Source organism: Kitasatospora sp. NPDC042419 (genome assembly GCF_056437345.1).
This window is the reverse complement of the sequence record NZ_JBWKAW010000001.1, coordinates 370,366-382,971: the sequence shown is the minus strand read 5'-3', so window position 1 is coordinate 382,971 and position 12,606 is coordinate 370,366. Positions and strand designations below refer to the sequence as shown.

Below are 12,606 nucleotides of genomic sequence, written 5' to 3'. Positions count from 1 at the left end.
AGAGAACGCGCGGAGTGTGACGGGGGCGGCGGCCGCCGGCCGTCCCCCGCAGGACCAGGATCGGAGCCGAGGACGTGGTGGACGCAGCGAAGGAGCCCGCCGGGCCGCAGGGGCAGCAGCCCGCTGTGGACGCGCAGGCGCCGGACGCGGCCGGTGCCGCCCCCTTCGGCACCGAGGGCGCGGCCGTGGCGGCCTCCGGCGAGGAGTCCGGCGGCGGTGACGAACCGGCGGCAGCCGACGGCGCAGGCGGTACGGACGGCACGGACGGGACGGACGTGCGGGACGGGGCCGGCACGGACGGCGGGGCGGACGGGCCGGACGAGTCGGACGACCGCGACGGGCCGGCCGCGGAGACGACCGCCGAGCGCCTGGACCGGCCGCTGCCCGAGGGCGTGCGCCGGCGGGTGGTCGGCCTGGCCGCCGACGCGCTCGGCGGCCTGCCGCTCGGCGAGCTGCCGCAGTCGCTGCGCCAGTACGCCAAGTTCACCCCGGCCCGCCGGGCCAAGTACGCCGCGACCGCGCTGGCCGCCGCGCTGGAGTCCGAGCCGGCCTTCCGGGTGCGGATAGCGGAGCGGCTGCGGCTGGGCCAGCCCGATCTGGTCCGGGCGCTGGAGTCGGGCACCGTGCCGGGCGCCGCCGATCCGATGGACGTGGCCGCGGCCGCCTACCTGGTCCGTTCGGCCGGCTGGAGCCGACTGGTCGCGGAGGCCGGCGAGGAGGCCGAGCGGGCCGGCGCCGAGGGCGCGGCGGCCGAGGCGGCCCGGCTGGTGGAGAAGCTGCAGGCCGAGCTGACGGAGGTGCGGGCCGCGGCGCGGGCCGACCTTGACCGGCACCGGGCCGAGTCGGAGGACGTCCGCAAGGAGGCCGAGTCGCTCCGCCGGAAGGTCCGTTCGCTGGAGAGCGACACCCGTCGGGCGCAGGCCGAGACGCGGAAGCTGGCCGCCGAGCTGGAGGCGGTCAAGGCGCAGGCGGCGGCCGAGCGGAGCGGCGGCGAGAGCGAGACGCGGCGGCTGCGGCACCGGGTGTCGGAGCTGGAGAACGCCGCCGAGCAGGGCCGCCGGTCGGCCCGCGAGGGGCGCAGCGTCGAGGACATGCGGCTGCGGCTGCTGCTGGACACCGTCCTGCAGTCGGCCCAGGGGCTGCAGCGGGAGCTGGCGCTGCCGGTGTCGCAGATCCGCCCGGCGGACCTGGTGGAGGCGGTGGTGCCGGGCTCGGCCTCGCCGCACGACGTGGCTCGGCGCGGCCTGGCGGAGGACGACCCGGCGCTGCTGGACCAGCTGCTGGCGATCCCGCAGGTCCATCTGGTGGTGGACGGCTACAACGTGACCAAGACCGGCTATCCGACGCTGCCGCTGGAGCAGCAGCGGATCCGGCTGCTGGGCGGGCTGGCGATGCTGGCGCAGCGCACCCAGGCGGAGGTCACCTGTGTGTTCGACGGCCAGGACCTGGACGTGCCGGTGATCATGGCGCCGCCGCGCGGGGTGCGGGTGCGGTTCAGCCGTACGGGGGAGACGGCGGACGAGCTGATCCGCCGGCTGGTGCGGGCCGAACCGCAGGGGCGGCCGGTGGTGGTGGTCTCCACCGACCGCGAGGTCGCGGAGGGCGTGCGGAAGGCGGGCGCGCGCCCCGTGGCCTCCGTCCTGCTGCTCAACCGGCTGGCCCGGCCGTAGCCGTCCCCCGGCTCCGAGCAGGCGGGAATGACGCCTGGTCAGCGCCGGGGTTGCGGTGATGTGTGGGTCTCGTGAAGTCAGAGCGGGGGAGACGGGTTCACGCCAACGGGGGAGTGGCGCAAACCGTGGATCTTCACTAGGGTCTGGCGTCAAACCTATTTTCCGGATTCTCACCCGAACAGGTGAGTCCATTGGAAGAAGGAGCCGGTCTTTTGGCCTCCCACCGCCGTCCCAAGCAGCCCAGCCGCGCGCGGGTGTCCGTGCTCACTGCGGCCGCTGCGACCGCGGTCGCCCTCTCCGCGCAGGTCGCCGCGCACGCCGCACCGAGCCCGTCCCCCAAGAAGGAGGACGTCAAGGCGCAGATCGACCAGCTGCAGGAGGAGGCCGAGCAGGCCACCGAGCGCTACAACGGCGCCAAGGAGCGGACCGACCAGCTGCGCAAGCAGGCCGACCAGCTGCAGGACCAGGTCGCCCGCGGCCAGGAGCAGATGACCCAGCTTCAGGCCGGTCTGGCCGAGGTGGCCGGTGCGCAGTACCGCACCGGCGGCATCGACCCGTCGGTGCAGCTGATGCTCTCCTCCGACCCGTCCGGCTACCTGGACAAGGCCTCCAGCGTGCAGCAGGCCAGCTCCAGCCAGACCGAGGCGCTCAAGGGCCTCCAGGACCAGCAGCGCCGGCTGGACCAGCAGAAGGCCGAGGCGGCCGCCGTCCTGGCCTCGCTGGACACCACCACCAAGGACCTGAACCAGTCCAAGGCCGAGGTCAACAAGAAGCTCAAGGAAGCCCAGGACCTGCTGAACTCGCTCAGCGCCGCCGACCGCGCGGCCCTGAAGGCGGCCCAGCAGCAGCAGGAGCGGGCCTCGCGCGGAGGGAGCGAGCGGCCCGACCTGGGCGCGCTGCCGCAGGCCTCCGGCATGGCCGGCGCCGCGGTGGCCAACGCGATGGCCCAGCAGGGCAAGCCCTACGGCTGGGGCTCCACCGGTCCGAGCAGCTTCGACTGCTCCGGCCTGATGGTCTGGGCGTACGGCAAGGCCGGCGTCTCGCTGCCGCGCACCTCGCAGGCGCAGGGCAACTACGGCACCCGGGTGCCGTCGCTCGCCGAGGCGCAGCCGGGCGACCTGATCATCTACCGCGACGACCGCAGCCACGTCGCCATGTACATCGGCAACGGCATGGTGGTCCACGCGCCGCGCACCGGTGACGTCATCAAGGTGATGAAGGCCGACGCCATGAAGATCAACACGATCCGCCGCGTCTGACGCGTCCGGGGTGTCCGGCCGTCCGACGGTCCGTCACGACACGCCCGCGGGCCCGCCGAAGGCCCTGTGATCCGCGCCACCTCCGAACGGGGGTGGCGCGGGTGTTTCGGCCACCGGTTCGACCGCGGGGTGAGGAATGATCAGCTCCGCGTGGAGCGGTGGTCACACCTGGTCATATTCACAAAAGAACTTGGGCATTCTTCTGGCTTTTTTCCGACAAGGATTTGAACGGATCACGGATCTGTTACTAGGGTCGTGTCTCGAACCACCGCACAGTCGATCACCCAGCCTGGGTGGCGGCGGGGGTTTCCGTCGAGTTCGTGAAGCAGCGGGACGGGCAGTCGCCCGTCCGAGTGAGAGCCCAGCAGTCGGGGGCGCTGTGGAGTGGAGCCGGGGAACCACGTTCCTCCGGGGTGAATCGGCGCCAGGTCGTCCGCGTGAGCGGCCGGTGAGGCGTCGTAGGGCACGCTTCCGCCCGAACCCGTCAGCTCACCCGGTAGGCGGATGAGGAAGAAGGAGTCCGCCTTCGTGGCGTCCCATCGTCGTCCCAAGCCCGCCGGCCGTGCCCGGGTCTCCGTCCTGACCGGCCTCGCCGCCGCGGCCGTCGCGCTCTCCGCGCAGTCCGGCGCCCACGCCGACCCGGCCCCGACCAAGGACCAGGTCAAGGAGCAGGTCGACCAGCTCAACGAGCAGGCCGAGATCGCCACCGAGAAGCTCAACGGCGCCCAGGCCAAGCAGCAGGAGCTGCAGAAGCAGGTCGGTGAGCTGCAGGACAAGGTGGCCCGTCAGCAGGCCGTGGTGACCGAGGCGCAGGGCGGCCTCTCCGAGATCGCCGGCGAGCAGTACCGCACCGGCGGCATATCGCAGACCGTCCAGCTGATGCTCTCCTCCAGCCCGGACAACTTCCTGAACCAGGCCGACGCCCTGAACCAGGCCGGCTCGACCCAGTCCGGCGCGCTGAAGGAGCTCCAGGAGCAGCAGCGCAGGCTCGACCAGGACCGCACCGAGACCCAGGGCAAGCTCGGCGAGCTGGAAGCCACCACCCAGCAGCTGAAGGCCTCCAAGGAGGAGGTCCAGGCCAAGCTGGCGAAGGCCCAGGACCTGCTCAACACCCTGACCGAGCAGGAGCGCCAGGCGATCCGCGCGGCCGAGGAGAAGGCCGCCGCCGAGGCCAAGGCGAAGGCGGAGGCCGCGAAGGCCGAGGCTGCCAAGGCCGCCAAGGCGAAGGCCGACGCCGAGCGCGCCTCCCGTGACAACGAGCGCAGCAACCTCAGTGCGCCGGCCGCCCAGACTCCGTCCGCCCCGGCCTCCTCGGCCCCCGCGGCCGCCGCGCCCAAGCCGGCCGCGCCCGCCGCCAACAGCTCGCGCGCCGCCGCCGCGATCGCCGCGGCGGAGAGCAAGCTCGGTGCCCCGTACGTCTACGGCGCCACCGGCCCGAACTCCTTCGACTGCTCCGGCCTCACCGGCTGGGCCTACGCCCAGGCGGGCGTGTCGCTGCCGCGCACCTCGCAGGCGCAGGCCGGTGCCGGCACCCGGATCGGCTCGGACATCTCCCAGGCCCAGCCCGGCGACCTGGTGATCTTCTACGGCGACCGGCACCACGTCGGCATCTACGTGGGCGGCGGCCAGGTCATCCACGCCCCCAAGCCGGGTGCCTCGGTCCGCTACGAGGCGGCCTCCAACATGCCGGTCAACTCCATCGTGCGCCTCTGATCCCCGATCACGCGGCCTGCGCAGGCCCGGTCTCCCCGCGGGGGAGGCCGGGCCTGCGGCTTTCCCGCCACTCGTGCTGATGTCCGAAAAGGAGTCAAATATTCGGGTTGGGAGGGGTTTGGACTCGGTTGCCCGGACTCGCTAACGTCTGCCACCGGACTCCCGCTTCCAGCCGCCCTCCCCGGGGCGGCGGCGGGCCCTGCCGCAGGATCGGAGCCGACGCCGCATGCCCGTGCACCGCCGTTCCCCGCTGTCAGGCGCGCACGCCCTCGCCCGGGCGCTGGTGCTCACCGCGGCGGCCACCACCGCGCTGGGCGTGGCGACCGGAGGCACCGCCCAGGCCGCACCCGGCTCCCCGGACGGTCCGGCCAACCGCAAGGACGTCAAGGCCCAGGTGGAGCAGCTCTACGACGAGGCCGAGCAGGCGTCCGAGCGGTACAACGCCGCCCAGGAGGCCCAGCAGAAGCTCCAGCACGAGACCGGCACGCTCCAGCAGCAGATCGCCGTCGCCCAGGACGAGCTCAACCAGCTCCGCGGCGACCTCGCCGCGGTCGCCGGCGCCGAGTACCGGAGCGGCGGCATGGCGCAGACCGTCCAGCTGATGCTCTCCGCCGACCCGGAGGGCTACCTCTCCCGGGCCCGAAGCCTCGACCAGGTCGCCGAGCGGCAGAACGAGACGCTCCGCGAGGTGGTCGCCCGGCAGCGCGGGCTCGACCAGCGCCGGGCCGAGACCTCCGCCAAGCTCGCCGAGCTGGACCAGACCCGCAAGGCGCTCGCCGAGGGCAAGCAGCAGATCCAGCAGCGGCTCGCCAAGGCGCAGCGGCTCCTCAACAGCCTCGGCGCCGTCGAGCGGGCCCGGCTGGCGGCCCAGGACGCCCGGGAGGCCGAGCAGCGCGCCACCCGCGGCACCGACCGGCTGGACCTCGGCACCACCCCGCCCGCCTCCGAACGCGGCGCCGCCGCGCTGGCCGCCGCCGTGAGGATGATCGGCTCGCCCTACGTGTACGGATCCACCGGGCCCAAGGCGTTCGACTGTTCCGGTCTGATGTACTGGAGCTGGCGGCAGGCCGGAGTGACCCTGCCGCGCACCTCGCAGGCCCAGGCGTACGCCGGCCGACGGGTGGGCCTCACCGATGCACGGCCGGGAGACCTGGTGATCTTCTACCGGGACATGCACCACGTCGGGATGTACGCCGGCGGCGGGGTGATCGTGCACGCCCCCTACCCGGGCGCCAAGGTCCGCTACGAGAGCGTCAACGCGATGCCGGTCGCGGGGGTGATCCGGCTCTGAGCCGCCCCGACCCCCCTCCGGCCGCCGCCCCGAGCACCCCGGGCGGCGGCCGTACGCTGTCCCGGCGCGGTGCCCTGCTGCTCGCGGCCGCCGGACTCGCCCAGCTCTCGCTGCCCGGAGCCGGCCCGGCCGGGTCCGCGGCGGCCGCGTCCGACGAGCACGCCGAGGCGCTGGCGGTACTGGAGGAGCGGGCCCGGGCGCTGACCGCCGGGCCGCCCGCGCTGCCGGTCCGGGCGGCCTACCGCAACGTGCTGCTCGGCCCCGTGGACCCCGAGGGCCGGTGCTCCGCCAGCGCCGAGCTGGCGGTCACGGTGACCGGGTACGACGAGCAGCCGGTGGTGCACCCGCGCCGGCTGACCCTGGCCGGGAGCGGCGGCCGCCTGCGGGTGGAGCGGGAGGAGGGCGCCGGCGGACCGCCGCCGCTGTGGGACCTCGGCACCGTCCGGGCCGCCGCCGGTGAGCGCTGCCTGGTGCTCGGCCCGGCCGAGCCGCCCGCACTGGCCGGGCTGGCCGCCGTCGGCGACCGCGCCGTCCCCGCGGTCGAGGCGGTCTGGGGCACCGGCTGGGCGGGTCGGCTGTTGTTCCAACTGCCCGCCACCGAGGAACAGTTCGCCCGGCTCGTGGCGGACGGTTCGCCCGGCTGGTCGGGGATGGCGGCGGTCACCGTCGCGTCGCCGGGGGCGCCCCGGCACGCCCCGGCCGACCGGATCGTGGTCAACCCCGGGGCGTACGGGCGGTTGAGCGACTTCGGCCGGCAGGTGGTGACCACGCACGAGGCGGTCCACGTGGCGACCCGGGCCGACACCCGGGCCTGGACGCCGCTCTGGCTCTCCGAGGGGGTCGCCGACTGGACCGGGTACCGCGACTCCGGCCGTCCGGCACGGCAGATCGCCCCCGAACTGGCCCGGGACGTCGCGGCCGGGAGGCTGCCCGCCGCCCTGCCCGAGGACCGGGACTTCACGGCCGGCGCCGACGGCCTCGCCCAGGTCTACGAGCAGGCCTGGCTGGCCTGCGACCTGATCGCCCGCCGGTACGGGCCGCAGCGGCTGGTGGCGTTCTACCGGGCCGTCGGCGAGGCCGGCCCCGGGGCCGACCGGGAGGCGTGGCTGGACCGGCTCTGCCGGGACCGCCTGGGCCTCGGCCTCGCCGAGTTCACCCGGCTCTGGATCACGGAGGTACGGGGCCTGGCGTCCTGAGCGCCTAGCGCTCGCTCCGGGCGGTCGGCCGGTCGATGCCGTCCAGCAGGTCCTGCTCGTAGGCGATGCCGGGCCGGACCGAGTAGGCGGCGGACGGGACGGGCTCCGGGTGGGTCAGCACGACGGTCGCCGGGAGCCGCTCGGTGCGCCGGGTGGAGCGCCAGAGCCGGACGCAGGACAGCGCGGTGGCGGCCAGCAGCAGCAGGTTGCGCAGGGTCAGCACGGCGATCGCGGTCGGCTTGCTGGCGACCACGTCGCCGAAGATCATCGGGAACTCCACCAGGGTCAGCGGGGTCGCGGCCAGGATCAGCACCGCGACCGGCCGCTGGCTGGTGCCGCGCACGGTCAGGCAGACCGCCGCCACGCCGACCAGCCAGACCAGGTACTGCGGGCTGATCACCCGGCTGGTCACGGTGAAGATCAGCAGCGCGGCCAGCGCCGCGTCGTACATGGTGGCCGCGTTCCGCCGGCGGGCGGTGAACCGCCACAGCAGCAGCCAGCCGAAGCCCAGCACCGACCCGGCCAGCATCACCTTGGAGACCACCGGCACCCACGGCCCGAGCATCTCCACCGAGCCGTAGTTCATCAGCACCTTGCCGTCCCAGACCCCGGCGATCCGGGCGAAGTGGATCGGCAGCGCGCCGACCGACTCCACCTCGATGCCGCGGTCCTTCTGGAACGTCAGGAACTCGAACGCGCCGTTCATCCCCGCCGCCAGCAGGAAGCCGATCGAGGCGGCCGCGGCGGCCGCGGCCGTCCAGGAGCGGCGGGTGCGCCGGCCGGACGGGGTGCCGATCAGGCCGAGCAGCGGCCAGATCTTGACGATCCCGCCGAGGCCCAGCAGCAGCCCGCCGACCGCCGGGCGGCGGATCAGCGCCAGCAGGCCGGCCACCGCGATCGCGGTGACGATCACGTCGTAGCGGTTGTAGATCATCGGGCCGAGCAGCGGCACGCCGGCCACCCAGACCCAGGCGCCGGTCAGCGCCCGGCCCTTGCGCAGGCCGGTACGGACCAGCAGGGCCATCGCTGCGGCGTCGGCGATCCCGCAGATCACCCAGAACGAGACCAGGTACGACCAGGGCAGCAGCCCCGGCAGCATGATCACCAGGGCCGCCCCGGGCGGGTACTGCCAGGTGACGTCGTCCAGCGGGAAGGTGCCGGTCTGCAGGACGCCGTACCAGGCGTGGTAGATGATCCAGACGTCGGCGGTGATGTCCCCGCCGGGCATCCGCAGCACACCGGTCGTCAGCAGGATCAGCAGCGCCCGGGTGGCCACCCAGGTCCCGCCGAGCGCCAGGAGCGCCCCGGTCCGCCCGGAGGGGCGCTCGGGGCCCTGCACGGGCTCCTGGCGGACGGCCAGCGCCGTGCCGGAGCCGGCCGCGCCGCTGGGTGAACCGGACTCGGTGGCCGGGGCCAACTCCACTGCGCTCCCTCGTTCGTCTCGACGTCCCACCGGAGGCGTCGTGCGACGGACGCCCGGGCCGCCGGTGCCGGGCCGGGGCCGCACGTCGGCCCGGCCGCACCGGCCGCCTAGGTTCTAGGACAGACCCGGGGGTGGAACGGTTGCCGTGCGCGGTTCCGTTCCCGGCGGGTCATGGTGTTGACCTATCGTACGGATCACCCAGCGGTACACCGAGCACCCCCCGACCGAGCGAGCCGTCGCCTGATGCACAAGACCTTGATCGTCACCAACGACTTCCCGCCCAGGCCCGGCGGCATCCAGGCCTTCGTCCACAACATGGCCGTCCGTCAGCCCGCAGGGAGCGTCGTCGTCTACGCCTCCACCTGGCGCGACGGCAGCGAGGTGGCGCGGTTCGACGCCGAGCAGCCGTTCCCGGTGATCCGGGACCGGACGAAGGTGATGGTTCCCACACCCCGGGTCACCCGGCGGGCCGCCGAGATCCTCCGCGCCGAAGGGTGCGACTCCGTCTGGTTCGGGGCGGCGGCCCCGCTCGGACTGATGGCCCCCGCGCTGCGCCGGGCCGGGGCCGGCCGGCTGCTCGGCATGACCCACGGCCACGAGGCCGCCTGGGCCCAACTGCCGGTCGCCCGGCAGTTGCTGCGCCGGATCGGCGAGGGCACCGACACCCTCACCTACCTCGGCGAGTACACCCGTTCCCGGATCGCCGACGCGGTCGGGCCGGCGGCCGCCGCCCGGATGGTGCAGCTGCCGCCCGGGGTCGACGAGCGGACCTTCCACCCGGACTCCGGCGGCGCCGCGGTGCGCGAGCGGCTCGGCCTGACCGGCCGGCCGGTGGTGGTCTGCGTCTCCCGGCTGGTGCCGCGCAAGGGCCAGGACACCCTGATCGAGGCGATGCCGCAGATCCTCGCCGACGTGCCGGACGCCGTCCTGCTGATCGTCGGCGGGGGCCCGTACCGGGCCGAGCTGGAGAAGCTGGTGGACGCCCGGGGCGTGCGCCCCTCGGTGCGCTTCACCGGCTCGGTGCCGTGGGAGGAGCTGCCCGCCCACTACGGCGCCGGGGACGTCTTCGCCATGCCCTGCCGCACCCGGCGCGGGGGACTGGACGTCGAGGGGCTCGGCATCGTCTACCTGGAGGCCTCGGCGACCGGCCTGCCGGTGGTGGCCGGGGACTCCGGCGGTGCGCCGGACGCGGTGCTGGAGGGCGAGACCGGCCACGTCGTGCCGGGCGGCTCGCCCGCGGCGGCCGCCGAGCGGATCGTCCGGCTGCTGCAGGACGAGGAGCTGCGCCGGCGGATGGGCGAGGCCGGACGGCGCTGGGTGGACCGTTCCTGGCGCTGGGACCTGCTCGCCGGGCGGCTGACCTCGCTGCTGGCCGGCTGAGCGCGGACGGGCCGGTGCGGCCCGCCCCCGGTTCACACGGGGGCGGGCCGCACCGGCCCGGACACGGCGTCCTAGCGCTGGTAGATCGCCTCGACGTCGGCCGCGAAGTCCTTCAGCACGACGTTCCGCTTGAGCTTGAGCGAGGGCGTCAGGTGGCCGCTCTCCTCGGAGAGGACGGTGTCCAGCAGACGGAACTTCTTCACCGCCTCCGCGTGCGAGACGGCCGCGTTGCCGTCGTCCACCGCGGACTGCAGGGCGGCCAGCAGGTCCGGGTCCTCGCGCAGTTCGGCGACCGTGGCGGTGGCCGGCTTGCCGTTCAGCTCCTTCCAGCGCGGGAAGAAGTCCTCGTCCACGGTGAGCAGGCAGGCGACGAAGGGCTTGCGGTCGCCGACCACCATGACCTCGCCGACCAGCGCGTGCGCCCGGATGCGGTCCTCGATCACCGCCGGGGCGACGTTCTTGCCGCCCGCGGTGACGATGATCTCCTTCTTGCGGCCGGTGATGGTGAGGTAGCCCTCGTCGTCCAGCGAGCCGATGTCGCCGGTCGAGATCCAGCCGTCCTTCAGGGTCTCGGCGGTGGCCTCCGGGTTGTTCCAGTAGCCGGTGAACACCTGCGGGCCCTTGAACAGCACCTCGCCGTCCTCGGCGATCCGCACCGCGGAGCCGGGCAGCGGCTGGCCGACCGTGCCGATCTTCGGCTTGTCCCACGGGTTGAAGGCGGTGGCCGCGCAGGTCTCGGTCAGGCCGTAGCCCTCCAGCACGGTGAAGCCGATCCCGCGGTAGAAGTGGCCGAGCCGCTCGCCGAGCGGTGCCCCGCCGGAGATCGCGTGGGTCGCCCGGCCGCCGAGCGCGGCCCGCAGCTTGCTGTAGACCAGCCTGTCGAAGACCGCGTGCTTGACCTTGAGCAGCAGCCCGGCGCCGCCCGCGTCCAGCGCCCGGCTGTACGCGATCGCGGTGTCGGCGGCCTTGTCGAAGATCTTGCCCTTGCCGTCGGCCTGGGCCTTGGCGCGCGCCGTGTTGTACACCTTCTCGAAGACCCGCGGAACGCCCAGGATCAGGGTCGGCCGGAAGGAGGCCAGCTCGGCGGTGACGTCCTTGATGTCGGAGACGTGGCCGAGCTTGATCGGGGCCATCGCCGGGGCGATCTCCGCGATCCGGGCGAGGACGTGCGCGAGCGGCAGGAAGAGCAGGACGGAGCTCTCGCCGGTGCGGAACAGCGGCGCGAGGCGCTCGACCACGTTGCCGCACTCGGCCAGGAAGTTCGCGTGGGTCAGCTGACAGCCCTTCGGGCGGCCGGTGGTGCCCGAGGTGTAGACGATGGTGGCGACCGAGTCGGCGGTGGCCACCGAGCGGCGCTCGGTGACGGTCGCGTCGGTCACCTTGCGGCCGGCCTCGGCCAGCGCGGCCAGCGCGCCGTCCTCGATCTGCCAGGTGTGCTCCAGCTCGGGCAGCCGCTCGCGGACCTCCTCGACCACCGCGGCGTGCGCGGCGGTCTCGGCGAGGACGGCGACCGCCCCGGAGTCGCCGAGGATCCACTCGACCTGCTCGGGGGAGGAGGTCTCGTACACCGGCACGGTGATCGCGCCGGCCGTCCAGATCGCGAAGTCCAGCAGCGTCCACTCGTACCGGGTGCGGGACATCAGGCCCACCCGGTCGCCCGGCCGGATGCCGGCGGCGATCAGGCCCTTCGCGGCGGCGTGCACCTCGACCAGGAACTGGGCGGCGGTCAACTCCTGCCACTGGCCGTCCACCTTGCGGCTGAGCACCACGACGTCGGGGTGCCGCTCGGCGTTCTGGTGCACGAGGTCGGAGAGGTTACCGCCGCTCGGTACCTGGTAGAGGGCCGGAAGGCTGAAGTCGAGCAAGACTGCTCCTCGTTCGCGACGCTGCGGGACGGCAGGACGTTACTGCCCGGTAGGCGGCTTCGACCAGGGGGGTCGGCTCCGGTGTTCGAAGTGTCACACCTTGACCCGTCCGACCAGGTCGGGACCGGGTCGTTCGAATGGCACCCTACGACAGCCCCGGGGTGACCGGCCGGTAGCCACCGGACGGGCCCCGGGCCCGCGCATCCGCCCGCCCCCGCCGGGCGGACCGCGGACGGCGGAGATCGCCGGTCGCGATAGCCTGCTCCGGGCGCACCCGACCGAGCAGGCTCGGCCGGGCCGGCAGCAAGGGACGACGCGGAGGGCCATTCCATGGCGGAGCACACCAGGTCGAGCATCACCATCGACGCGACCCCGGCGGCGGTCATGGCCGTGATCGCCGACTTCGCCGCCTACCCGGCCTGGACCGGTGAGGTCAAGGAGATCGAGGTGCTGGAGACCGCGGAGAACGGCCGCGCCGCACAGGTCCGCCTGCTGCTCGACGCCGGCGCCATCCGCGACGAGCACGTCCTCGCCTACACCTGGGACGGCGACCGCGAGGTCGGCTGGACGCTGGTGCGCAGCCAGATGCTCCGCTCGCTGGACGGCTCCTACACGCTGGCCCCGCTCGGCACCGACCGCACCGAGGTCACCTACCAGCTCGCGGTCGACGTCAAGATCCCGATGCTCGGCATGATCAAGCGCAAGGCCGAGAAGGTCATCATCGACCGTGCCCTGGCCGGCCTGAAGAAGCGGGTCGAGGACACCGGCACCACCAGGACCGTCGAAGGCTGACGGCGGGCGAACGGGGG

9 protein-coding genes and 1 riboswitch are annotated in these 12,606 nt (G+C 74.0%); of the genes, 7 read left to right on the top strand and 2 right to left on the bottom strand.

Features of this window, described 5'->3' with window-relative positions; all coding sequences use genetic code 11:
• The first annotated feature begins 275 nt into the window (after positions 1–275).
• The 5 genes from AC067J_RS01715 (at position 276) to AC067J_RS01695 (ending at position 7,129) form a co-directional block, all read left to right on the top strand.
• A complete protein-coding gene (locus AC067J_RS01715) occupies positions 276–1,670 on the top strand; it encodes an NYN domain-containing protein (protein ID WP_478296356.1) in 1,395 nt (464 codons plus the stop codon).
• Between the two features lie 212 nt (positions 1,671–1,882).
• Positions 1,883–2,929 (top strand): C40 family peptidase, encoded by a 1,047-nt coding sequence (locus tag AC067J_RS01710; RefSeq protein WP_478295954.1) that lies wholly within the window; start codon positions 1,883–1,885, stop codon positions 2,927–2,929.
• A gap of 365 nt (positions 2,930–3,294) precedes the next feature.
• Positions 3,295–3,447, top strand: a riboswitch (cyclic di-AMP (ydaO/yuaA leader).
• A 10-nt stretch (positions 3,448–3,457) separates the two neighbouring features.
• A complete protein-coding gene (locus AC067J_RS01705; protein WP_478295953.1) occupies positions 3,458–4,642 on the top strand; it encodes a C40 family peptidase in 1,185 nt (394 codons plus the stop codon).
• Positions 4,643–4,868: 226 nt separating this feature from the next.
• Positions 4,869–5,933, top strand: coding sequence for a C40 family peptidase (locus AC067J_RS01700; RefSeq protein ID WP_478295952.1), 1,065 nt, complete (start codon positions 4,869–4,871; stop codon positions 5,931–5,933).
• Between the two features lie 248 nt (positions 5,934–6,181).
• On the top strand, positions 6,182–7,129 hold the full coding sequence (locus AC067J_RS01695) for a serine/threonine-protein kinase (protein ID WP_478295951.1): 948 nt from the start codon (positions 6,182–6,184) through the stop codon (positions 7,127–7,129).
• A gap of 4 nt (positions 7,130–7,133) precedes the next feature.
• Here AC067J_RS01695 and AC067J_RS01690 read toward each other — a convergent pair whose 3' ends face one another.
• A complete protein-coding gene (locus tag AC067J_RS01690) occupies positions 7,134–8,552 on the bottom strand; it encodes a glycosyltransferase 87 family protein (RefSeq protein ID WP_478295950.1) in 1,419 nt (472 codons plus the stop codon).
• A gap of 243 nt (positions 8,553–8,795) precedes the next feature.
• Here AC067J_RS01690 and AC067J_RS01685 point away from each other — a divergent pair, with 243 nt between their 5' ends.
• Positions 8,796–9,932 carry a glycosyltransferase family 4 protein gene (locus AC067J_RS01685; RefSeq protein WP_478295949.1) on the top strand — a complete coding sequence of 379 codons (1,137 nt, stop codon included), beginning with the start codon at positions 8,796–8,798 and terminating at the stop codon, positions 9,930–9,932.
• A 71-nt stretch (positions 9,933–10,003) separates the two neighbouring features.
• Here the strand turns inward: AC067J_RS01685 and AC067J_RS01680 are convergent, their stop codons facing one another.
• Complete coding sequence (locus tag AC067J_RS01680; protein ID WP_478295948.1) at positions 10,004–11,797, bottom strand: AMP-dependent synthetase/ligase; 1,794 nt, start codon at positions 11,795–11,797, stop codon at positions 10,004–10,006.
• Between the two features lie 330 nt (positions 11,798–12,127).
• On the opposite strand from AC067J_RS01680, the gene AC067J_RS01675 reads away from it, so the two are divergent.
• Positions 12,128–12,589, top strand: a complete 462-nt coding sequence (locus tag AC067J_RS01675; protein ID WP_478295947.1) for an SRPBCC family protein — start codon at positions 12,128–12,130, stop codon at positions 12,587–12,589.
• Positions 12,590–12,606: the final 17 nt, after the last annotated feature.

Excerpts from the sequence above, each read along its gene's own strand:
- AC067J_RS01685 (WP_478295949.1), top strand. The coding sequence starts at position 8,796 with ATGCACAAGACCTTGATCGTCACCAACGACTTCCCGCCCAGGCCCGGC.
- AC067J_RS01700 (WP_478295952.1), top strand. The coding sequence starts at position 4,869 with ATGCCCGTGCACCGCCGTTCCCCGCTGTCAGGCGCGCACGCCCTCGCC.
- AC067J_RS01675 (WP_478295947.1), top strand. The coding sequence starts at position 12,128 with ATGGCGGAGCACACCAGGTCGAGCATCACCATCGACGCGACCCCGGCG.